The following is a 22,428-nucleotide window of genomic DNA, read 5'->3' on the forward strand; positions in this document are numbered from 1 at the left end:
TTCACATTATTTTATATTTTGTTGAGTTTGATTAGCTCAATATAGTTGTAAGTAGCCAAAATGCTATGCCACAACTTAAACCGAGTAAAAAGAATTTTAATCGACTGTTTTGTTGTTTTCGCATTAACGTTTGGTTAATTGAGGTTAACTGTTTGGCGATAATTTTTTGTTGTTGTAATGCCTCCATGATATTTTCAGGAAGATCAACAACATGCTCACGCCAATAAGGTAGCTTTTGTCTGACTGACTTTGCAAAAGCTTTAACTCCCATTTGCTCATCTAACCATTTTTGTAAAAAAGGTTTGGCAGTGTCCCATAAATCAAGTTGTGGGTAAAGTTGTCTGCCTAACCCTTCAATATATAACAAAGTTTTTTGTAACAGTACTAATTGTGGCTGAACCTCCATATTATATTCTCGCGCAACATTGAATAGGTTTAATAGTACATGTCCGAAAGATATTTCTGACAGAGGCTTAGCAAAGATAGGCTCACATACTTCACGAAATGCTTGTTCGAAATGATCAATGTTGGTGTCTTTAGGTGTCCAGCCTGATTCAACATGCATTTGTGCTACACGACGGTAATCACGGTTAAAAAAAGCCACAAAACTTTCTGCTAAATAGCGTTTGTCATGGTCATTTAAGCGCCCGACGATACCACAATCAATACCGATATATTGCGGGTTTTCTGGATGATTTGGATTAACAAAAATATTACCAGGATGCATATCTGCGTGGAAGAAACTATCCCGAAAAACTTGGGTGAAGAAGACTTGGACACCGCGTTCAGCAAGCAGTTTCATATTTGTCCCATTTGCTTGCAATTCAGCAATATTTGACACAGGGATGCCATAAATACGTTCCATAACAATCACATTTTTATGGCAGAATTGTTGATACATTTCTGGTATATATAACATAGGACTATTTTCAAAATTTGCTCGTAGTTGAATTGCATTTGCCATTTCACGTCGTAAATCGAGTTCATCGCGTAATGTCTTTTCATATTCTCGTACCACTTCGACTGGACGCAAGCGATGTCCTTCGGCATTTAAACGAGGGATCCAACTCGCGAGCTTATACATCAAGCTAAGATCAGAGTCGATCATTTGTTGAATATGAGGTCGTAGTACTTTGAGTACGACTTCTTTGCCTGCGATATGCGTATTTAAGTGCGGTCCGTTTTGTTTAAATTTCGCAGTATGAACTTGTGCAATTGATGCAGAGGCTAACGCATTTTCATCGAAATGCTCAAACCAAGTTTCTAATGGTGCGCCTAGTGCTTGTTCAATTTGAACACGTGCAATTTTGCCATCAAAAGCTTCAACTTGATCTTGTAATAAAGCCAGTTCATCAGCAATTTCAGCAGGGAATAAATCACGGCGGGTAGAGAGCATCTGTCCTAATTTAATCCAGACTGGGCCGAGCTCTTGTAGTGCTAGGCGTAAACGTAATCCAAAGGATTTTTCTTGGTGTTGATTGCGTAGCCAAAATAAGCTTTTGCGCCAACAACGAATGGGACGAGTGTAGTGATTTTGTGGTAATGCCTCATCAATACCATAACTTAAGAAAGTTTTGATGATTTTATATAAGTGTTTGATGTCATTTAAGTGCATTATTTATCCATTTTTCTGTGCGTTTTGTACATAGAGCTTGTTAATTTTTTGCTCTAAAAGTATGGTGTCTTTTTCTAACGTGTTAACTTGGTCACAAAAATCGGCAATTGCTAAACTTGGCGAGACAACTTGCCACTCTTCTGTTAAACGCTCGCTCCAAAATTGTTGGCTTTGTGATAGTTTATGTTGCATGATTTGGTGTAATTTTTTAAAAAAATCTACCGTACTTTGTGCTGGGACATCACCAATATAGCGTGATAACAATTCAGCGGGATCCTTTTCTAAAAATTCAATGAGTGCAACGAAGTCTTGTAATACTTGTAAATCACCTTGCAACAAAATTGATTTATCATTGATAAATTGGCTGAGTTGAGATTTCTTGGGTAAATGTAGGAGTAAACTTGGTGCAATATTAATTGTACAATCGCTTTCTCCCTCATACTGATTGAGTAAATCGATCCGTTGTAATGAGAAGAGGAAATAGATAGGTAATTCTAATTTTTGTAATTTGACTTGTAATACTTTGTTATTAAGCTTGCGCAAATAAGGCTCACATTGGGTGGTATGTTGGATAAAGTGGTTTAATACACTTTCTAATGTGCCATTAATCAGTTGCGGTAGCATGAGTTGTTGTAAAAACGTCATTCATCCTCCAGATTAAAATTTATAGCCTCGATGTAAGGCAACAATTCCAGCACTTAGATTATAATAATTTACTTGTTCAAAACCGGCCTCAGTCATCATTTGTTTGAGTATATCTTGTTCAGGATGCATTCGAATAGACTCTGCTAAGTAGCGATAACTCTCACCATCATTTACTACAACTTCGCCAATTTTAGGTAGAATATTGAAAGAATAAAAATTATAAATTTTGCTCAATGGATCCAAGATTGGTTTTGAAAATTCGAGGACTAATAAGCGACCACCTGGTTTTAATACGCGAAACATGGAACGTAGTGCTTTGTCTTTATCTGTTACATTACGTAAACCAAAGCTGATGATGACACAATCAAATGTATTGTCAGGGAAGGGAAGAGCTTCAGCATTAGCTTGAACATAATTCACGTTACCAACTACGCCGAGATTACGTAGTTTTTCACGTCCAACGCGTAACATCGAGTCATTAATATCAGCGAGTATGACTTCCCCAGTGTCCCCCACTATACGTGAGAATTTTGCAGTAAAATCACCTGTACCACCTGCCAGATCTAAGACTTTATGGCCTTTGCGAACACCACTACAATCGATCGTAAAGCGTTTCCAGACACGATGAATACCGAAAGAGAGTAAGTCATTCATCAGATCGTATTTACCTGCAACAGAATGAAAGACATTTGCGACCATTTTTTGTTTTTCTGATTTTGCAACAGTTTTAAACCCAAAATGGGTCGTTTCTTCATTGCTATCGAATTGTGGTTGTTGACGCGACTGATCTTGTTCTAGATTTGTTTGGTTTGTCATAAATATTGTCCATAGAACTGAAAATTGTTCTAAGGATAGCAAAAAATAGCAGATAATGCCGCTCTTTTTCTATTCTCTATGCACATCGTATTAGAGTATGTAACATTTCATTTACGAATTTACTACAATAGTTCTAATAATGACATTATGAGCGTTTTTTTAACGAAAAATATTGTTTGAGATAGCCTAAAGTTAGCTTATATAGAGTTAAATTTTCCTGAAAGAAGAAATTTTGATGTTATAAGTGAAAGTTTGGGAGAATAAGCCGCCATAAGACTTTTTTATGGCGGCGATAGTAATTAAATAAAGTGTTGAACTAGACTTCTGCTTCAGAAGTATTCTTAGTACATAATTTTAATAAGAAATAGCCTAAAAGTGCAGACAGACCTGAGCCCATCAGAATACCTAGGCGGGCTAATGCAGTGACATTTTCATTACTTGTTTCACCGCCAAACGCTAGCCCTGCAAGGAACATTGACATTGTGAAACCAATACCACAGAGTACGGAAACTGCAAAAATTTGCTTAAAGTTAATACCTTCTGAGAGTTTCGCAATACCAAGTTTTACCGCAATAAAACAGAATGAGAAAATTCCTAATGGTTTACCTACTAAAAGGCCTAGTGCAATGCCCACAGGTAATGTTGATGTCAGATTATCTATGCCCATACCTAGTAGGGAAACACCAGCATTACAGAAAGCGAATAATGGTAAAATAGCAAAAGCACTCCAAGGTGAAAGGGTATGCTCAAAGTCATCTAATGGACGCTCACCTTTTTTACCATTAAGCGGAATACAAAAGCCGATGATAACACCTGCTAATGTAGCATGTACGCCTGACTTTAATACGGATGCCCAAAGGATGATGCCTACAATGCCATAAGCAGACAGAGCAGTGATTTTTAAACGATTCATTGTAATGAGGATAGCGACAGCAATACCAGCAAAGAGAAATGCCTGTGGACTTAAATCATGAGAGAAGAATAGGGCGATCACAACGATTGCGCCTAAGTCATCAATAATTGCTAACGCAAGTAAGAAAATTTTCAGTGCTAAAGGAACGCGTTTACCTAATAACGCGACTACACCTAAAGCAAAGGCAATATCTGTTGCCATTGGGATAGCCCAACCTTCTTGATATTCTGGATGCCCTGAATTGAATAAAACAAAAATAACTGCTGGAATAACCATTCCGCCAATAGCAGCAATGGCTGGGAAAATTGCACGTTGGTAGCTTGATAATGATCCCTCTAGTAACTCACGTTTAACTTCCATTCCAACTAACATGAAGAAGATTGCCATTAAACCATCGTTTACCCACATAAGTAATGGCTTATTAATAATGAAGGTGCCTATTTGTACACTGACAGGAGTTTGTAAAAAACTAAAATAAAGATCGCTTAAAGGCGTATTAGCTAAAATAATCGCTAATGTTGCAAAGATAAAAAGTAAAATGCCTCCCGCGGCTTCTTGTTTTAAAAAATTATGGATTGGTGTTAACATTTTTCCCTCTTGTTTTATTTGTAATCTTGTTATTTATATCACTTTTTGTGCTGAAAAATGAAATAAAATAACCTGCAATTGCCTGATTATTTGTAATTTTATCCATTTATTTTAATTTTTTGTACATAATTCAATCTTTTAAGTTCGTAATAAGTAAGATTGTTCCTATTTTAAGTTATTTTTTATCTTCCGATTTATATAACCGATTCTTATATAAATAACTACCTAATAATGCATGAGCTAATGCTTCTTTTTTTAGTTCATCAGGAAGAGATTTCTCGGTGAATTCAGCTGTGTGGCGATCATAGTGGTAGCCTCTAGGTTCTGTTTTAGGTGTTAAAATCACAACATCTGAACCTTTCATCATCGCTTGCGTTTGATCATATTGCATGAAAGCTCGATTTGGATTGACATCTTTTGTTAAGTCATAGCCAATCATTGGGTAATTTCCACTAATACCAGCAAGTGAAAGTAGTGTTGTTGGCATATCAATTTGGCTGACTAAACGAGGATCACGTTTTGTTTCAATGCCTTCGCCAATGAATAAAGCAGGAATATGGAAATGTTTAATTGGCACTAATGCAGCGCCACCAACGCGTGAGTCATGGTCTGCAATAACTAAGAACAAAGTATCTTGCCAATAGTTAGATGGTTTGGCGAGACGGAAAAAATGACCTATCGCATAGTCTGCATATTTGGCTGCATTTTTGCGTGTTTGCTTTGGTTGCTCATAAAGTTCTATTTTACCGTCTGGAAACTCAAAAGGATCATGGTTACTTGAGCTAAATACTAAACTAAAAAAAGGCTTGCCTTCATTGTGTAGCTTTGTGAAAGTCTCATGTGCTTTATCAAACAGATCTTCATCACTCATTCCCCACGTCGCTTGGAATTTTGGATTGACATAATCTTTTTCATCTATGATTTCTTGGAAACCATTACCATAAAAGAAGCTTGCCATATTATCAAAATGTTTTTCTCCACCATAAATAAAAGACGTGTGATATCCTTGTTTTGATAATAATTCTGCAATTGTAAAAAATCCATGTTGGCTATTACTCAGTTTTACCACAGCTCGAGCTGGTGTGGGGGTGAATCCAGCCGTGATTGCTTCAATACCTCGCACTGAACGTGTGCCCGTAGCGTATAAATTTTCAAATAACCAGCCTTCTTGCGCAAGTTTGTCAAATTCGGGGGAAAGCGGTAATCCCCCTAAACTACCAATAAATTGTGCACCGAGACTTTCTTCTAAAATAATCACAATATTTTTAGGTTTACCTTGATAGGTCGCTTGGTTTGTCGTTAGAGTAGGGATTTGTGATGAAATATAATCACTTTCAGGTCTTCCTCGACTTTGTTTGACGATATGTAACATTTCTTCTATATCCATCTTTCCATAAAGGGCAGATGAATTATCTTCATCTTTAAATTGTTGAGCCGCGTAAATGACGGAATAGCCTGAATTTAGAACTAACGAATTGACTAAAGCATCTGAGGAAAACGCAACCATTGCTGGATTGATGCCTCTATGAGCAAAAGTCGATCTTGCGCCAATAAAAGAAATAGCTATCACTAGCAATGCAATAAATGGTCGGAATTTCCAACTTGGTGAATAAAGACGTTGTACTGCCCATCCTGCTAATTTCCAGTAAATAAGGGTTGCAATTGTTGTGATCGTTAATGTAAGGAGCATAGCGAGTAAATGACCTTCCATTAACATACTAAATACTTCTTTAGGATAAATTAAATATTCTATGAATAAGCGATTAGGACGGAAGTCGTAGGTTTCAATAAAAGCAGGTGTTGCAATTTCCATAAAAAGAATAAAAACACTGCCAAAAGTAAGCCAAACTCTGAGTATTTTTTGCCAAATATATCCAAGTGAGTTGTGATGATAAAGTAATACCGTGAGTAAGGCAGGTACACCAAATAAATAGCAAAGAGAAACGATATCAATACGAATACCTTGTAAAAATAATGTTAACCAGCCATCTACTGCGTTAACTCGATCCGCTTGCCATAAGGCAAGTCCTAAGCGAGATAAGCTGAAAATAAGTAAGTTAATGGCAATGAAAAAGAAAATAGGGAAGAGTAAAGCGCGGTTGTTTTTTGCAGAATTTGAACACATATTAGTAGCCTAATTGAAAATAAGAATTAATAGAGATTAGACAGTACTTTTAAAAAATAATTTCTTTATTCTCATTCTATTTTCATTAAGGTTGTGAAAACACCCTATTAAGTTATCTTTTTTAGTTAATTTGTTTTAATAAAAAATCACTCTCTATTATCATGCATGTTAGATGAGAACAGAGAGTGATAGTGATTTACATCTTAACTAGCAGGTAAAATTGTAGGACGTGTTTCTTTTGCTTTTTCCATATGTTGGCAAAGTTTTTCACGCAGCTCAATTCTCACTGGCTCATAATTAGGATCACGCACTAAGTTATTTAATTCATAAGGATCTTTCTCCAAATCATAGAGGAAGTCTTCTTGATAAACATCGCTACTTGCATGCTGTCCTCCATGTTTGTTGGGTGCAAAAACACTGTAGAGGTATTTTTCTGTACGTATACAACGTCCTACACGACTCTCACTGATTTGAGCGAATACTTCATTAACACGGTTTGGAATTTTATTTTCTACTACATCCTGTAGGTTTTCACCAATCATAGCATCACCGACATCAATACCTGCCATAGCAAGAAACGTTTTTGGTAAACTCGCGGTGCTGACAAGATCTTTTACTCGTTTTCCTCCTTTAAATGCCCCTCCTATAATGACAAGAGGAACATGTAGTGCAGAAGAATGGCAAGAACGTTTATAATCATCATAACCATTTAAGTTTTCATCTGTATTACGAGTCATAAAATGTGAACCATGATCGGATGCAAAGACAATAATCGTATTGTCATACAGATTTTTTTCTTTCAGTTTATCGACGAGACGAGCAAGATTATCATCTAAACTACGGCAACATCCTAAGTAATCAGGATACATTTCTTCAGCATTACCTTGTAGTTCAGCTAAGTCTTTTGGTAATTCAAAATCTTTGAAGCGAACCTTTGAACCATGTGGTCCTTCGTAACGATGATGATCATTTTGGTGATGGGGTTCAATATGTGAAATAGTCATGAAGAAAGGCTTCTCGCCTTGATATTGGTCAAGATATTCCAGTGCAAAGTCAGTGATACAATCCACTCGATAACCTTTAAATTCACATTTATTCATATTCTCATCGAATACATAGCCATCGTAACCATGTGATGTAAATTCTAAAACATCTGATGCACGCCAGAAACCTTTATAACCACCACGACGTTCTGGTGGAATAGCTGATATTGTGTAATCAATAGTAGGCTCCTCTTCTAACTCACCATCGCTAGCTAAATGCCATTTACCAATATAAGCAGTATCATAATTATTTTCATTGAAGTAATCAGCAAGTGTTTTTACGTTTGCAGGTAGTGCGATGTTATTGCGGAAACAGCCCGTTTCTGTTGGATATAAACCTGTTTGAAAAATAGAACGGCATGGTCCACATACAGGTTGAGATGAATAAGCTTCCTCGAAAACAACCCCGTCTTCAGCTAATTTATCTAAAGTTGGAGTGATATCAAGAGGTTGCCCATAAGTGCCTACGGTATCCCAGCGTTGTTGGTCAGTAAAATAAAAAATAATATTAGGTTTATTCATGATATTTCCTTATTGATTAGACTTTTTCGCCTTTTTGTAATTATTGAATACAATACTGACGATAGTCGCTAAAATTAATAGACAGAATGCCAGTGAAAATGGTCTTTCAATAAAAATACTCCAGTCACCATCAGATATCAGTAAAGCGCGACGCAGATTTTTTTCAGTTAATGCACCAAGTACTAATCCAAGTAATGTTGGGACAGCAGAGAAACCTAGTTTATCCATAATGTATGCGATAACACCAAATACAACTGCAGTTCCTACATCGAACATTGATTCTTTTAGTGAATAAGCGCCTGCAAAACAGAATACTGCAATAATAGGAATAAGAATTTGCTGTGGAATCTTAACGACTTTTGCAAAAAACTTAAGCAGGTATTTTCCTTGTATTAACATGAAAATATTGACAAAAATGAGTCCTATCATAATAGCATAGACGGCAGGACCATGATTTTGGAATAAATTTGGTCCAGGAGTTAATCCGTTAATCATTAAAGCACCGAGCATTAATGCAACGGCGGCATCGCCAGGTATACCGAGTGTTAGTAATGGAACAAGTGCGGTGCCTGTAATCGCATTATTAGCACATTCTGCTGCCGCAATACCTTCTACAGAGCCTTGACCAAATTCTTCGGGTTTTTTAGAAACTTTGCGAGAAAAGTCATAACTGAGGAATGAAGCAATAGAGGCACCTGTACCTGGAATAATGCCGACAAGAATACCTGATAATGATCCTATCGTAAGTGGTTTTGGTAAGCGTAGCCATTCGCTTTTTGACACGGTACCTTTATCAAGCTTAGGGGCCTCTATATGTTTAGTATGTTGACTTTTTAAATCTCTGCCCTTATTCACGATTTCAATGAGAGCAAATAATCCTATTAATACAACAACTAAGTCGAATCCACTATATAAGTTGATGTTTTCAAAGGCAAATCGCATTGTACTGCCGCTAATTAAATCCATTCCAACAAAAGAAAGAAATAGTCCTAAGCAGCCAGATATAATCCCTTTTATTAAACTTTCTCCACTGACTCCTGCGATGATCGTGAGTCCAAATGCACAAATGAGGAAATATTCTGGCGAGCCCATTTTTAAGGCTATTTTGGCAACTTCAGGGGCGAGAAAGAGGAGGACTAATGAACTGACTATTCCACCAAAGAAAGAAGCATAAAGTGCGACATTAAGTGCTTTTTGTGCCATCCCTCGTTTGGCAAGAGGATGCCCATCTAACATAGTTGCGGCAGCATGAGGTGTGCCTGGAGTTTTAATTAAAATTGCAGAAATTGAGCCACCATAACTTCCAGCACAGTAAATACCTAACAGAAACATAAAAGAATGGATCGCATTCAGTGTGTATGTGACTGGTAAGAAAAGAACTAAACAAAGCATGACAGTGAGTCCCGGTACAGAACCGAAAACAATGCCAAGAAATAAACCTAGATTAATATAGAGGAAACTTCCCCAATTAAAGAATTCGTTAAATCCCGCTATCATTTGATCAAACATAAGTACTCCTAGGGTAACGAAATATGTAGCAAATGCTCAAAAATAAGCGCAATAGAAATAATGACACTGGCAACAATAGCGTAGTATTTCCAATTGTGGCAGCGAAAGAAGAGTAGCATTAAGAAAGCAAAAATAATCGAGGAGACCATAAAAGGTAACCAATGAAGCATTAGCCAATAAAGTGCTAATAAAAATATGACAATTAAGGAATTAAGTTCATCAGTTAGCTGGATAGTCACCATCTTACTTGGTTGTTTACGTAAGATTTTGATGATTTCTTTTATCAGTAAAATAACACTACAAAGTGCCATCAAACCAATAATGAGGCGAGGAAATGTTTGAGCAGTGATCCCCTCATCTTCATCAATTATAATTTGTAATGGAATTAACAACCATAATGTGATGGATAAAATAAGAAACACGACTGCACCGATTAAATCTTGGCGAAAGGTTATTTTCATCACAATATCTCCGAGGAATAACCAGCACGATAGGAGAGTATTATACCATGCTGGTTATAGTGGGTTATTTCACTAATTTAGAATATTTAGAGGCTTTATCCATAGTTGAATCGATATAGGCTTTTACTGCTGCACCATCTTTAATATCTAAACGAATACCAATATTTTTTGCGGTTTGCTGTAATTTAGGATTTTCTAAGATATTTTTGAGTGCAGTGTAGTTTTTATCAATGATTGCTTGGTCTGTACCTGCACGGATAAATACAGCACAAGTATTTATCATCCAAGTATCATAACCATGATCGACCACACTATCGAGATTATAAACATCATCAATCAATTTTTTCTCATCGAAAGCGACAACAGCCTTAGCATTTCCAGCTTTCACAAATTCTTTAGCTAAAGAGGCATGTGTTGTTGCAAAATCAACTTCGCCTGAGATTACTGCTGTTAATGCTTCATTGGCACCATCATAAGGAATAATTTGGTATTTCGCTCCCATTTCATGGAAAAGCGCAGCAGATTGAAGTGCTTCGGAAGAGTTTGTTCCATTAGTTGCAATTTTAATTTTTTTACCTTTAGCAATATATTCTTTTAGTGTCGGAATATTTTCTACTTTTGTTTTAGGGTTAGAAACTAACACAAATGTTGATGAGTAAATGTTAATGACTGGAACAAAGTCTTCAAATTTGTAAGAAACTTTCATTGTTAAAGGAGCAATAGCAAAGCTACCCTCTCCCCCTAAAATGAGTTTATGTGTATTCGGTTTCTCTTTTGTGTATTCAGTTAAGGCTACGGCACCACCTGAACCTAAAATATTATCAGCAAGGAGAGGTTGACCATATTGCTCTTGGCCATATTCTGACATCGCACGGTTAATTTGATCCGCAAGTCCCCCTACTGCCCATGGCGTAATAATGGTGACTGGTCCAGTTGGCCACGTTGGTTGAGTAAAAGCAGATACTGAGACTAAGCTAAGTAATCCAACTAAACTTGCTTTGATTGTTGATTTCCAGGTTTTCATTTTGCTTCTCCTTACATAGTAGAGTGAGATCAGAGATCATGATTGAAAGTCATAGATAGCATATAAAAGAAAATATAAAGTTTGTATGATTGTTGTCATATTGTTGAGGTGAACTGGATCACAAAACTATAACAATTTTTGCTTTTGTTTTAAAAAAATCGCTAGTTTCTTTAAATTAGGTGCCATATGAGAAAGGGCATTATAATATGCTTCACATAAGATGTTATGGGGTTCTCCAAAACCTTGTATCGTTCTATGTTTTGGGCAACCACCATGGCAAGCAAAATAAAATTCACATTTTTGACATTTTTCCGATACTTTTTCTTTACTTAAACCGAATTGTTGCTGTTTGGCTGAGTAAACAATATCTTGTAATGGTGTATTAAGAATATTTCCGATTTTGTAATGTGGGTAAACATAATGATCGCAACTAAAAATATCACCATTTTGTTCGATGATCATTTGATCCCCACATGTTTTTCGGAATATACATAAACTGGGTTGAAGTCCTAAGAATGCCATTAACCATTGTTCAATAAATTGTACACCAATTTTTCCAATATCATTGGCATACCATTCATCAAAAATATCTATCATAAATTGACCGTAATCTTTGGCACTGGCTTGCTGTTCCCACTCTCCCATGAGTGGAATGAACTGCATATAATTAGAGCCAATTTTTTTTAGGAATTGGTATATTTCTTTACCAAATAATACGTTTTTTTTGTGTATTACAGTGAGCGTGTTAAACGAAACATTATGAGCAATGAGGTTTTCTAAACCTTTCATAACTTGATGAAACGTGCCTTTTTGACTTTTTGTTAAACGATAAATATCATGCAAATGCTCAGGACCATCAATAGAAAGGCCTACTAAAAAATTATTTTTTTTCAAAAATTGACACCATTGTTCATCTAATAATAGACCGTTAGTTTGTAAGGCGTTGTAAATTTTTTTCCCATTAGCATACTTTTCTTGGAGGGTTATGGCTTTTTGATAAAAATCAAGCCCAGCAAGGGTAGGCTCTCCGCCTTGCCACAAAAACGTCACTGTTTTTTGTGGTGTAAACTGCAGATAGTTTTTTATGTAGGTTTCGAGTATTTCATCATCCATTGCTCGTTGCTGTTGGTGGGGTTTTTCCAGATAAAAGCAATATTTACAATCCAAGTTACAAAGAGAGCCTGTTGGCTTTGCCATAAGTTGAAAAGGTGTTTGCATGATTACTCCTTACATAAATATATATCCATAATACAAAGCGCTATTTGTTACTATTATGATAGTGATCATAATAAATAAAAAAAGCCTTACTGTAATACAGTAAGGCATAAAGTGAATCAATGTATAACTGCTCTTTTATTCTAGGGGAACTGGAAGATCCTTCCTAAGGGAAACTAAAAGTTGATCTATTTTGAAGTTTTCAGTATCAATAATTTCAAATTTATATTTATCATACAGAACGAAGTCAGTTTTTTTAGGAATCTTACGTAACATATACATCATAAAGCCACTAATTGTTTCATAATTTTCTTCACCAGGGAAACTGGTTAAATTCAAAGCCCGCATTACATCTTCGAGTGGTGTCGCGCCATCAATTAGCCAAGAGTCTTCATCTCTGCGTACAATTTGTTCTTCTTCATTTGAGACTAATTCACCCATGACAATACTCATCACATCATTTAATGTGATAAGACCAACAACGAGAGCATACTCATTGACAATCACTGCAAAATCTTCCCCAGTAGATTTAAATAATTCTAAGACCTCGAATAAAGAGAGTGTATCTGGTACAAATAATGCTTTCCGTAGTAGACGGCTATCAGTCAACGAAACTCCCTTTTCTACTTGTAAGTACATAGTCAATAAAGTATGAGACTCAACATAACCTAAAATACGATCTAGACTGTTATCACAAATCAAGAGTTTCGAGTGTGAGTTTTTAGTGAGTGTATCAAGGACAGCTTGGCGATCAAAAGCGCGGTCTAAAAATACGATATTTTCACGTGTAGTCATCGTAGACGTAACGGTTCTTTCTTGCATATCAAAGATATTTTCAATCAGATAATGTTCTTGTGCTTTGACTACACCTGCTTCTGCACCAGCACCAACTATCGCTACGATATCTTCTGGAGTCATATTTTCTTCGCGGATAGTGGAGATACGAAATAATTTGAAAAAACTATTTGCAATAGAGTCAAAAATCCACACTAATGGTTTCAAGATAAATATGCAAACAGCCATAATACGTACTGTGCGTAATGCGACTTTTTCAGGATTAATCATAGCAAGGCGTTTGGGAACAAGATCAGCTAATAAAATAAAAGCTGAAGTGACAGTTGCAAAAGCCAGCCAAGAAGCAGTCGTCTCTAACCATGCAGGCGTAATTTGAGTTGCTAATGTTTTTTCTAAATACGGACGGATGGCACTTTCGCCAATAATCCCACCTAAAATGGCGACCATGTTCAAACCAATCTGGACAACAGTAATGAAACGGCCAGGTTGAGATTGCAAATCAAGTACTAATGCAGCACGTTCATCTCCCTCATTCACTAAACTTTGTAATTTTAGTTTTCTCGCCCCCGCAAGAGACATTTCAGCAGCAGAAATGACTGCACTAATAATAATTAATATACTTAAACTTAAGATTGCCTCAAATAAACTCATAAAATATCTCTGTTTTGATAATTTAAAATAGAACTAGGAAAGCGCGGTTTAATTAAGTTTAAACCGCGTAGAGAAAGGTGAGATTAGTTAGTTTTCGCTATCAAACCAGCCACGTACAAACTGGATAGAGAAGAAAAGCGTAATAAGCAATAAAAAGTATAATACATAGGCTAAAATAGGATGACTTGGACTTTCTGTCTCATCAATTGCCTTTATGTTTACTGCATTACGAAATTCATCAAACATGACTAATCGCCAGCCATAATATTTAATTTGAACCGTTTTGTTTTCTTTCCCTAAAGCTTCAGCCTCTGCATGTAAATTGGCTGAACCAAACTTAAAGTAAAATGGAAAGCCCCAACGCGTGTCTTCATTACGATAGACCATAATTTTTCCGTCTTGATGCTGAGTATTAATGAAATAAACATCACGTGTTGGACCATCAGCAGGATTTGCTTTAGTAATTGGACCATCTTTATCAACTCGTTTCACTTCAACACCAGTAACTTTTGTTACATCATAGCTTGGCGTAACAAAATTGACTGCCACAAATAAAAATAAGTGAAAAATAAAAATCACTGTGAGAAAAAAGAATTTAAAAAACTTTCGCATCATACTTTCCTTAACGAGTAAATAGCTTATTTATTGTACATTAATTTTGAATAAACGTTCAAAGTTTTGTGTGGTAATTTGGGCAAATTTTTCAAAAGATATGCCTTTCAAGGTTGCCACATATTGGCATACTTCTCTCACATAAGCAGGTTGATTTTGCTTACCACGATAAGGTACAGGTGCTAAATAAGGTGAGTCAGTTTCCACGAGTAAACGATCTAATGGGACTTGGCGTGCAACTTCACGTAGTTCCTCTGCATTTTTAAAAGTAATAATGCCTGAAAGTGAAATATATAAACCAAGATCTAAGCCTTGTTTAGCCATTTCCCAATTTTCCGTGAAGCAATGTAATACACCACCACATTGCGTTATTCCATTTTCAGCCAAGATCCTAATAGTATCTTCACGAGCACTACGGGTATGTACAATCACGGGCTTGTTTAATTGATTAGCAATTTGAATTTGTTGTGCAAAGATTTCTTGTTGTAAGGTCTTATTATCATGACTGTAATAATAGTCTAATCCTGTTTCACCTATTGCAATTACTTTAGGATCTTGTGCTAATTTGAGTAACTTATCATAATCAAAAGACTCTTCATCTAAATTAAGTGGGTGTACCCCACAAGCTAAAGAGACATTATTAAATTTAGCTAACTCAGCATAAATTTGTTCGAAGCGGGTTAAAGTAACCCCAACGGCAAGTAAATGTTTAACATCACGAGCGTTAGCTTTATCTACAACATCAGTAATATTTTTATGTAAATTTTCATAATCTAACGCATCTAAGTGGCAATGAGAATCAACAATAAACATCTTGTTTTTATCCTTCAAATACATCGGTAATAAGTCGAGTTAAGCCATCAAGTAAAATTAACTCTTGGTTAACTGCATTAATTTGTGTTAAGTCAGTGCGTACTTTTTGTATAATCTGGTTTGCTTTTAATAATGCTTGTGGACTATGTTGTGCACTAAATTGGGTAATGCCTGCTGCTAAGTCTTGGCAGATCCAATGTTGATTAACTTTTAGTTTGGCTTTTAGCGCATCCATTAAAAAAGCTAAAAGCCAGTCAAGTTGTTGGAGAGTCAGCTCTTTTTCAAAATAAGGCAACAGCTCAAGAGGCGAACATTTACGGTAGAATAGCCAAAATTGGCGTAAAAATTCTTTTCGTTTCTCTAATAATCCTTGCTCTAAAACTGTTAATGCAAGTAATGGGCGACCATAACTGATTCGAAGTGCGGTCTGAATTTCTATAATATCCACCTCACTTTGTTGCTGTAACCAATTCAGTGCTACTTCTGTAGCAGGTTGGTTAATTAGATGAACTTGGCAACGGCTATAAATTGTTGGCATAATTGTCGCTGTAGCTTCTGCTTGTAATAAAAAGTAAGTTTGTGGACGAGGCTCTTCAAGCGTTTTTAAAATAGCATTAGCTGCTGCTTCGGTTAAACGTTCTACCCCTTTTATGTAGACTAATTTATTACCATTTTGTTGTGCATGTTGATTAATTTTTTCGCTCACCTCACGTACTTGATCTACACCAATATCTTTATTTTCAATAGGTTCTAGAGTGTAAATGTCAGGATGATGGTTTGCTTGGAATAATCGGCAGCTATGACAATTTCCACAAGGTTGTTGATCTTGTGGTTGCTGACACATGATCCATTGACACAGTCGGGATAAAAGCTGCTCGACACCTAACCCTTGTTCTGCTTTGAATAGTAGTGCGTGATGCCCATGCTGCTGTTGGAATGCACGAATAATCTGCTGATAATCGGGTTCAAGCCAAGGATAATGAGTCATTTAAGTGCCTTTTTCTTGTGAAATTAGCCAATTTTTGACCGCACTTTCTACCGCCATGCTGACTTGAGTAATATCTTGTGAAGCATCGATCGTAATTGCTTTAGGATTGTGTTCAACGAGTTCTAAGTAACGTTGACGCGTACGTTGGAAGAACTCAAGATTTTGCTGTTCGATACGATCGAGCGCACCTCGTCCTTTTGCTCGACTTAATCCTAGTTCAGGGGCAATATCTAAATAAATCGTTAAATCAGGTTCAAATGTGCCTAATACAGTTTGTTTTAAGGTAGAAAGCAATGTCTTATCAAGTTGTCGACCGCCGCCTTGATATGCTTGTGATGACATATCATGGCGATCTCCAATCACCCATTTGCCAGCTGCTAATGCAGGTTTGATTACATTTTCTACTAGTTGAATGCGTGCTGCATATAGCATTAATAACTCAGCTTTATCTGTAACAGTCTCTTCGGTTTCATGTTTAATCAGTTGGCGTAATTTCTCTGCTAATGGTGTGCCGCCTGGCTCACGTGTAAACACAATATCTCGAATGCCATGAGCATTCAGGGCAGTGACAATACTGTCACGTGCTGTTGTTTTGCCTGCACCTTCTATCCCTTCCAGCACAATAAATTTACCTATTTTCATATTATTTTCCATTTTTCTGACTACGATACCAACGTAAGTATTCTTGTACTGCGCGATTATGTTCTGATAAAGTTCGGCTGAATTTATGCCCGCCTGTACCATCGGCAACAAAATATAAAAAATCCGTCTTTTCTGGTTTAGCAACTGCCATTAACGCGCTTTCACTTGGCATGGCAATCGGGGTTGGTGGCAAACCATCAATCAAGTAAGTATTATAAGCAGTTGGCGTTTCTAAATCTTTTTTACGAATATTACCCTCATAATTCTCTCCCATACCATAGATGACTGTAGGGTCAGTTTGTAAACGCATTTTTTTATTCAAACGATTAATAAAGACAGAGGCAACTTTACCGCGTTCAGCTGCAATAGCCGTTTCTTTTTCTACAATCGAAGCCAGAATCAACATTTCATAAGAGTTATTGAGAGGTAAGTCTTTATCACGTTGTTGCCATGCTTGTTCAAGGGCTTTTTTCATGCGATCAGCTGCACGTTTTAATAAGGCTAAATCAGTTGAGTTTGGTGTGTAGTGATAAGTATCAGGATAAAGCCAGCCATCAAGATTACGCCATTCATAAATTGCTTTAGTAGAATCAGGAATGTCTAATAAATCAAAGATTTCATCATTACTTTTATTTGTTAATGTTTGAACTAAGTGCGGCGCTTTTTCTAATGTTTTACGCCAGATTTTAAAAGTATCGCCTTCGATGAATTGAATGCTTAATTGAGCTTCTTTACCTATATTCAACACATGTAATAAGTCTTTTACTGTTTTGACTTCATTTAAAGCATAAGTGCCTGCTTTTATTTTATTGAGCTGTGGATTTAATTTTAATAAGTAAGGCAATAGACTAGCATCTGCTAGCAGTTTTTCTTGCTCTAGAAGCTGCGCTAGTTTTTGTCCAGTTGTGCCGCGTTGCACCGAAAGTAATTGATCTTGTTGGACTTGAACTGGCTTGTTGGCAAACTGTTCAAGCTGATAATAAAAATAAAAACCTACACCAGAAGCAATCAAAGCGAGTGTAAATAACAAGCTGAAAAATTTCTTCATCAATATACCTTGCTAAAACTGAGTCACATACTAAGAGACAAAACTGTCATTGATTATAGCATAGAATCTCAAATAAACCGCAAACTGAAGGTGAATGTGAACTTTTGAAAAGTAAATAGGGCAGCTTAAAACAGCTGCCCTGAGATTAATTAAGAAAATAGTTTAAAATAATACGCGTGCACGGATTGTGCCTTCAATATCTTTTAGCTGATTTAATAATCCACTCGTGTCTTCAGTTTCAACATCGATGACGACATAACCAATAGTGGGATCAGTTTGTAGATACTGTGCCGCAATGTTGACATTCGCCTCTACGAATACTTGGTTAATTTTATTTAACACACCTGGCCGATTATGGTGAATGTGTAGTAAACGTTTTGTTCCACTATGTTCTGGTAAAGATACTTCAGGGAAATTAACCGCTGAAAGTGTTGAGCCATTGTCAGAGTATTTGACAAATTTACCAGAGACTTCAGCGCCAATATTTTCTTGTGCTTCTGAAGTAGAACCACCAATGTGTGGGGTAAGAATGACATTATCAAAAGCACGTAATGGTGAAACAAATTCTTCTTGAATTGATGCGGGTTCTTCTGGGAATACGTCTAGTGCAGCGCCTCGAATTTTGCCAGTGCTTAATGCTTGTGCTAAAGCATCAATATCTACTACAGTTCCTCGGGCGGCATTAATAAGAATTGAACCTTCTTTTAATTGTGCAATACGCTCAGCACTAATTAAATTCTTAGTTGACGCATTCTCTGGTACATGCAGTGATACGACATCACTCATCGAAAGGAGTTCTTCTAGTGTACGAACTTGTTGCGCATTTCCTAATGGGAGTTTGTTTTCAATATCATAGAAGAAAACGCGCATCCCTAATGATTCAGCAATAATACTAAGTTGAGAGCCAATATGTCCGTAACCGACAATACCTAATTTTTTACCTCGTACCTCATGTGAGCCTGCCGCTGATTTATTCCAAATGCCACGATGAACTTCAGCGTTGGCTTGTGGAACGTTACGCATTAATACCAGAATCTCACCTAAGACTAATTCAGCCACAGAACGTGTATTAGAGAAAGGTGCATTAAAAACTGGAATACCTCGTAATTTTGCGGCATTTAAATCTACTTGGTTAGTGCCAATGCAGAAGCAACCAATAGCAATTAATTTTTGAGCATGCTCAAGCACATCGGCAGTTAAAAATGTGCGTGAACGAATACCAACGAAATGTGCATCTTTAATCGCCTCTTTTAGTTCGTCATCATCGAGAGCTTTCTTGTGATACTCAATATTGGTATAGCCAGCTGTTTGTAATACTTCGACCGCACTTGGATGCACACCCTCTAGCAATAAGAATTTAATTTTTGATTTATCAAGTGATACTTTATTTGTCATATTTGCTTTCCTTTTTTATTTCTTTGTTATTCGACAATTTTCGTGCCATCGGGTGTACCAACAATGATGACATCAGCTGGACGGAGGGCAAAAATACCATTTGTTACTACACCAGCAACGTTGTTTAATTCTTTTTCCATTGCCATTGGACTCATGATTAAAAAATGGTGTACATCTAAAATAACATTACCATTATCAGTCACTACACTTTCACGGTATTCAGGTGAGCCACCTAATGCGACTAATTTACGTGCAACTTGGGAGCGAGCCATTGGAATCACTTCTACTGGGAGTGGGAAAGTTGAACCTAAGACATCTACTTGTTTACTTTGATCTACAATACAGATGAATTTTTTAGCAAGAGCGGCAACAATTTTTTCGCGAGTAAGTGCTGCACCACCACCTTTAATCATCATTTTTTGCGGATTCACTTCATCAGCACCATCCACATAGATATCCAACTCTGATACTTCATTCGCACTAAATACTTCAATACCTTGTTGTTGTAGTAATTCTTCGGATGCTTTAGACGCTGCAACAGCACCTTTAATTTGGTCTTTCATCGAACCGAGAGCCTCAATAAAACAATTTACAGTTGATCCACTGCCAACACCTACAATTGTATCTGGTTTCACATATTGTAGAGCCGCTTTTGCTGCTTGTTTTTTCATTTCAAGTTGATTCATTTTTAATCCTTTTTATTACAAATAATTAATTTAATTTGTTGTAATGAATGAGCCTTTTGACATGCAGTAGCATGTTGCGTAATCGTTTGCGTATCTTATAATAACGCTCTACTTTAATCCTATTCATGAGGATTAACAAGCTTATTGAGGTAAAAATTGCTCCAATAAGTCATTTAAGAATAATTTACCTTGTTCTGTAATTTGCCAGTAGTCAGAGGACTGTTCGATGTAATGTTTAGCAAGGGCCCAGTTTATTTGTTTTTCAACAGTACTTTGTGGTAATCCAGTAAACTGTTGAAAAGCAGTTTTAGGCACCGCCTCTAGTAAGCGAAAGCGATTCATGAAAAATTCGAATGCACGATCTTCAGCTTCAATATATTTCTCATCATACAAATATTCGCCTCGCATGTAGCCTTTAGGATGTTTAGTTTTAGAATAACGAATAATATCACCATGCTCAAAACTGACTTTACCATGTGCGCCACAGCCGATAGCTAAATAATCACCAAAACGCCAATAATTTAAATTATGTTTACATTCGAATCCTACCTTTGCATAGGCGGAAGTTTCATATTGTGTATAACCTGCAGCAATTAATAATTTATGCCCTTGCTCAAAAATATCCCAGAGCTCATCATCATCAGGTAAAACTGGTGGACGATAAGCGAACATCGTATTCGGTTCAATAGTGAGCTGATACCAAGATAGATGGGGGGGGGCTAACGTGATAGCTTGTTTAAGATCATCGAGAGCTTCTACTAAACTTTGATTTGGTAAGCCATGCATAAGATCAAGATTGAAACTCTTGAGCCCCGAAATTTTGGCAAAATGGACCGCACTTTTAGCTTCAGCAGAATTATGGATTCGCCCTAAACGCTGTAATTTATCGTCATTAAAACTCTGAATCCCCATGGAGATACGAGTTACTCCAGCTTGTACATAGCCCTGAAACCGTTCTGCCTCTACGGTCCCAGGATTCGCCTCTAAAGTGATTTCAATATCTTGTTCAAATGGAATACGCTTTTTGATTTCACTTAATAAATAATGGATACTTTGTGCTGAAAATAAGCTCGGTGTACCACCACCGATAAAGATAGAATGTAATTGACGTTGTTGAATGCCTGCAGAAAAACGAACAAGATCTTGACTGAGATCTTGTAATAAATGTTGTATGTATTCCTGTTCAGGAATTACACCTTTTTGGGCATGCGAATTAAAATCGCAATAGGGGCATTTCTGTACACACCAAGGAATGTGAATATACAGGCTTAGTGGCGGGAGCGTCAGATTCACTTAACGTACCACTACAGCTGTACCACTGGCAACGATCATAAACATACTTTTACCATCACCATTAATTGAGGTATAGTTTACTTCCACACCAACGATTGCATTTGCACCTAAATGTTTTGCATGTTTTTGCATTTCCTCAAGAGCTTCTTGGCGCGCTTTAGTGATTTTAGATTCGTATGCGCCAGAACGACCACCTAAAATGTCTGTAATACCCGCAAAGAAATCACGAATAAAATTTGAACCTGCGACAACTTCACCAAAAACTACTTGTTTATATTCTACAATTTGTTTGCCTTCTACATTAGGTGTTGTTGTAATAATCATATGGTATTTCCTTAATTAATTTAAGATGAGGTAAAATAGAAAAAATAGTAGTAAAGAAAATTACTATTTTTGTATATATTCTTATCGCTTAAGCTCGTATAGCAAGTTTATTCTTTAATACTGATAAGGCTTTTGCTCGGTGAGAGATTTTTTTCTTTTGTTCAGTTTCTAATTCAGCAAACGTGCAATTAACTTCTGGGCTAAAAAATATGCTATCGTAGCCAAAACCATTGTCTCCTTTCTCTGCTAATGCAATTTCACCAAAACATTCCCCTTCAGCGATAATTGGGGATGGATCTGTTTCATGTTGTAGCATAACTATACAGCTAACAAATTTAGCTTGACGTTCAGTTGGTGCGACATGTGCGAGTTCACTTAACAATTTAGCACGATTTTTAGCATCAGCAGTATTGTCGTCTACACCAGCATAACGTGCAGAGTATAGACCTGGTGCGCCTGATAATGCTTTAACTACTAACCCTGAATCATCGGCAATTGCTGGTAAACCTGATATTTTGCTGGCATAGCGTGCTTTTAGTAAAGCATTCTCAATGAAAGTAAGTCCAGTCTCTTCTGGACTTTCAATGTTTAAATCTGTTTGTGCTATGACATCAAAGCCAAAATCTGCTAACACATCTGCCATTTCTTTGACTTTACCTTGATTTCCTGTTGCAAGAACTACTTTTTGTTTCATTTAATATCCTA

The 22,428-nt window shown here is 36.6% G+C and carries 21 protein-coding genes; all 21 read right to left on the minus strand.

Annotated features, from left to right (window positions below; genetic code table 11):
• Window positions 1-31: 31 nt before the first annotated feature.
• The 21 genes from ubiB to rdgB all read right to left on the minus strand — a co-directional run bounded on the left by ubiB (window position 32) and on the right by rdgB (window position 22,417).
• Window positions 32-1,615 carry a ubiquinone biosynthesis regulatory protein kinase UbiB gene (gene ubiB, locus K7G93_RS09895; RefSeq protein WP_160531083.1) on the minus strand — a complete coding sequence of 528 codons (1,584 nt, stop codon included), beginning with the start codon at window positions 1,613-1,615 and terminating at the stop codon, window positions 32-34.
• 3 nt (window positions 1,616-1,618) lie between these two features.
• A complete protein-coding gene (locus K7G93_RS09900) occupies window positions 1,619-2,260 on the minus strand; it encodes a ubiquinone biosynthesis accessory factor UbiJ (protein ID WP_226690339.1) in 642 nt (213 codons plus the stop codon).
• A gap of 12 nt (window positions 2,261-2,272) precedes the next feature.
• Window positions 2,273-3,076, minus strand: a complete 804-nt coding sequence (gene ubiE / locus K7G93_RS09905; RefSeq protein ID WP_226690340.1) for a bifunctional demethylmenaquinone methyltransferase/2-methoxy-6-polyprenyl-1,4-benzoquinol methylase UbiE — start codon at window positions 3,074-3,076, stop codon at window positions 2,273-2,275.
• A gap of 316 nt (window positions 3,077-3,392) precedes the next feature.
• A complete protein-coding gene (gene nhaA, locus K7G93_RS09910; RefSeq protein WP_049214688.1) occupies window positions 3,393-4,577 on the minus strand; it encodes a Na+/H+ antiporter NhaA in 1,185 nt (394 codons plus the stop codon).
• Window positions 4,578-4,752: 175 nt separating this feature from the next.
• Window positions 4,753-6,702, minus strand: coding sequence for an LTA synthase family protein (locus K7G93_RS09915; RefSeq protein WP_226690341.1), 1,950 nt, complete (start codon window positions 6,700-6,702; stop codon window positions 4,753-4,755).
• Window positions 6,703-6,905: 203 nt separating this feature from the next.
• A complete protein-coding gene (locus K7G93_RS09920) occupies window positions 6,906-8,267 on the minus strand; it encodes a sulfatase family protein (protein WP_226690342.1) in 1,362 nt (453 codons plus the stop codon).
• Between the two features lie 9 nt (window positions 8,268-8,276).
• Complete coding sequence (locus K7G93_RS09925; RefSeq protein ID WP_160531085.1) at window positions 8,277-9,776, minus strand: tripartite tricarboxylate transporter permease; 1,500 nt, start codon at window positions 9,774-9,776, stop codon at window positions 8,277-8,279.
• Window positions 9,777-9,784: 8 nt separating this feature from the next.
• A complete protein-coding gene (locus K7G93_RS09930; RefSeq protein WP_049214684.1) occupies window positions 9,785-10,237 on the minus strand; it encodes a tripartite tricarboxylate transporter TctB family protein in 453 nt (150 codons plus the stop codon).
• 64 nt (window positions 10,238-10,301) lie between these two features.
• Window positions 10,302-11,261 carry a tripartite tricarboxylate transporter substrate binding protein gene (locus K7G93_RS09935; RefSeq protein ID WP_115323494.1) on the minus strand — a complete coding sequence of 320 codons (960 nt, stop codon included), beginning with the start codon at window positions 11,259-11,261 and terminating at the stop codon, window positions 10,302-10,304.
• 126 nt (window positions 11,262-11,387) lie between these two features.
• Window positions 11,388-12,479, minus strand: coding sequence for an anaerobic sulfatase maturase (locus K7G93_RS09940; RefSeq protein ID WP_226690343.1), 1,092 nt, complete (start codon window positions 12,477-12,479; stop codon window positions 11,388-11,390).
• Between the two features lie 135 nt (window positions 12,480-12,614).
• Window positions 12,615-13,922, minus strand: coding sequence for a polyamine export protein PaeA (paeA, locus tag K7G93_RS09945; RefSeq protein ID WP_226690344.1), 1,308 nt, complete (start codon window positions 13,920-13,922; stop codon window positions 12,615-12,617).
• 87 nt (window positions 13,923-14,009) lie between these two features.
• Entirely contained in the window at window positions 14,010-14,534 is a 525-nt protein-coding gene (locus K7G93_RS09950) for a DUF1523 family protein (RefSeq protein WP_228400382.1), read from the minus strand.
• A gap of 30 nt (window positions 14,535-14,564) precedes the next feature.
• A complete protein-coding gene (locus tag K7G93_RS09955; RefSeq protein WP_049214679.1) occupies window positions 14,565-15,347 on the minus strand; it encodes a YchF/TatD family DNA exonuclease in 783 nt (260 codons plus the stop codon).
• Window positions 15,348-15,354: 7 nt separating this feature from the next.
• A complete protein-coding gene (locus K7G93_RS09960) occupies window positions 15,355-16,335 on the minus strand; it encodes a DNA polymerase III subunit delta' (protein WP_228400383.1) in 981 nt (326 codons plus the stop codon).
• Window positions 16,336-16,977 (minus strand): dTMP kinase, encoded by a 642-nt coding sequence (tmk, locus tag K7G93_RS09965; RefSeq protein ID WP_049214677.1) that lies wholly within the window; start codon window positions 16,975-16,977, stop codon window positions 16,336-16,338.
• Window position 16,978: 1 nt separating this feature from the next.
• A complete protein-coding gene (gene mltG, locus K7G93_RS09970; protein ID WP_226690345.1) occupies window positions 16,979-18,025 on the minus strand; it encodes an endolytic transglycosylase MltG in 1,047 nt (348 codons plus the stop codon).
• A 162-nt stretch (window positions 18,026-18,187) separates the two neighbouring features.
• On the minus strand, window positions 18,188-19,420 hold the full coding sequence (gene serA / locus K7G93_RS09975; RefSeq protein WP_049214675.1) for a phosphoglycerate dehydrogenase: 1,233 nt from the start codon (window positions 19,418-19,420) through the stop codon (window positions 18,188-18,190).
• A gap of 26 nt (window positions 19,421-19,446) precedes the next feature.
• The gene (gene rpiA / locus K7G93_RS09980; RefSeq protein ID WP_226690346.1) at window positions 19,447-20,106 is read right to left on the minus strand and encodes a ribose-5-phosphate isomerase RpiA; all 660 of its coding nucleotides are present in this window, start codon (window positions 20,104-20,106) and stop codon (window positions 19,447-19,449) included.
• 141 nt (window positions 20,107-20,247) lie between these two features.
• Complete coding sequence (gene hemW, locus K7G93_RS09985) at window positions 20,248-21,399, minus strand: radical SAM family heme chaperone HemW (RefSeq protein ID WP_115323501.1); 1,152 nt, start codon at window positions 21,397-21,399, stop codon at window positions 20,248-20,250.
• A complete protein-coding gene (locus K7G93_RS09990; RefSeq protein ID WP_049214672.1) occupies window positions 21,400-21,723 on the minus strand; it encodes a YbjQ family protein in 324 nt (107 codons plus the stop codon).
• A gap of 88 nt (window positions 21,724-21,811) precedes the next feature.
• Entirely contained in the window at window positions 21,812-22,417 is a 606-nt protein-coding gene (gene rdgB, locus K7G93_RS09995; protein ID WP_160531095.1) for an RdgB/HAM1 family non-canonical purine NTP pyrophosphatase, read from the minus strand.
• Window positions 22,418-22,428: the final 11 nt, after the last annotated feature.

This window comes from Pasteurella canis (assembly GCF_020810675.1).
In the GTDB taxonomy this organism is placed as follows: Bacteria; Pseudomonadota; Gammaproteobacteria; order Enterobacterales; family Pasteurellaceae; genus Pasteurella; species Pasteurella canis.

What these genes read in the sequence shown, in the direction of transcription:
- serA (WP_049214675.1), bottom strand. Translation starts at nt 19,420, where the DNA reads ATGACAAATAAAGTATCACTTGATAAATCAAAAATTAAATTCTTATTG.
- rpiA (WP_226690346.1), bottom strand. Translation starts at nt 20,106, where the DNA reads ATGAATCAACTTGAAATGAAAAAACAAGCAGCAAAAGCGGCTCTACAA.
- tmk (WP_049214677.1), bottom strand. Translation starts at nt 16,977, where the DNA reads ATGAAAATAGGTAAATTTATTGTGCTGGAAGGGATAGAAGGTGCAGGC.
- paeA (WP_226690344.1), bottom strand. Translation starts at nt 13,922, where the DNA reads ATGAGTTTATTTGAGGCAATCTTAAGTTTAAGTATATTAATTATTATT.
- K7G93_RS09960 (WP_228400383.1), bottom strand. Translation starts at nt 16,335, where the DNA reads ATGACTCATTATCCTTGGCTTGAACCCGATTATCAGCAGATTATTCGT.
- K7G93_RS09925 (WP_160531085.1), bottom strand. Translation starts at nt 9,776, where the DNA reads ATGTTTGATCAAATGATAGCGGGATTTAACGAATTCTTTAATTGGGGA.
- K7G93_RS09930 (WP_049214684.1), bottom strand. Translation starts at nt 10,237, where the DNA reads ATGAAAATAACCTTTCGCCAAGATTTAATCGGTGCAGTCGTGTTTCTT.
- K7G93_RS09940 (WP_226690343.1), bottom strand. Translation starts at nt 12,479, where the DNA reads ATGCAAACACCTTTTCAACTTATGGCAAAGCCAACAGGCTCTCTTTGT.
- K7G93_RS09920 (WP_226690342.1), bottom strand. Translation starts at nt 8,267, where the DNA reads ATGAATAAACCTAATATTATTTTTTATTTTACTGACCAACAACGCTGG.
- K7G93_RS09935 (WP_115323494.1), bottom strand. Translation starts at nt 11,261, where the DNA reads ATGAAAACCTGGAAATCAACAATCAAAGCAAGTTTAGTTGGATTACTT.
- nhaA (WP_049214688.1), bottom strand. Translation starts at nt 4,577, where the DNA reads ATGTTAACACCAATCCATAATTTTTTAAAACAAGAAGCCGCGGGAGGC.
- rdgB (WP_160531095.1), bottom strand. Translation starts at nt 22,417, where the DNA reads ATGAAACAAAAAGTAGTTCTTGCAACAGGAAATCAAGGTAAAGTCAAA.
- mltG (WP_226690345.1), bottom strand. Translation starts at nt 18,025, where the DNA reads ATGAAGAAATTTTTCAGCTTGTTATTTACACTCGCTTTGATTGCTTCT.
- ubiB (WP_160531083.1), bottom strand. Translation starts at nt 1,615, where the DNA reads ATGCACTTAAATGACATCAAACACTTATATAAAATCATCAAAACTTTC.
- K7G93_RS09900 (WP_226690339.1), bottom strand. Translation starts at nt 2,260, where the DNA reads ATGACGTTTTTACAACAACTCATGCTACCGCAACTGATTAATGGCACA.
- K7G93_RS09990 (WP_049214672.1), bottom strand. Translation starts at nt 21,723, where the DNA reads ATGATTATTACAACAACACCTAATGTAGAAGGCAAACAAATTGTAGAA.
- K7G93_RS09955 (WP_049214679.1), bottom strand. Translation starts at nt 15,347, where the DNA reads ATGTTTATTGTTGATTCTCATTGCCACTTAGATGCGTTAGATTATGAA.
- K7G93_RS09915 (WP_226690341.1), bottom strand. Translation starts at nt 6,702, where the DNA reads ATGTGTTCAAATTCTGCAAAAAACAACCGCGCTTTACTCTTCCCTATT.
- K7G93_RS09950 (WP_228400382.1), bottom strand. Translation starts at nt 14,534, where the DNA reads ATGCGAAAGTTTTTTAAATTCTTTTTTCTCACAGTGATTTTTATTTTT.
- ubiE (WP_226690340.1), bottom strand. Translation starts at nt 3,076, where the DNA reads ATGACAAACCAAACAAATCTAGAACAAGATCAGTCGCGTCAACAACCA.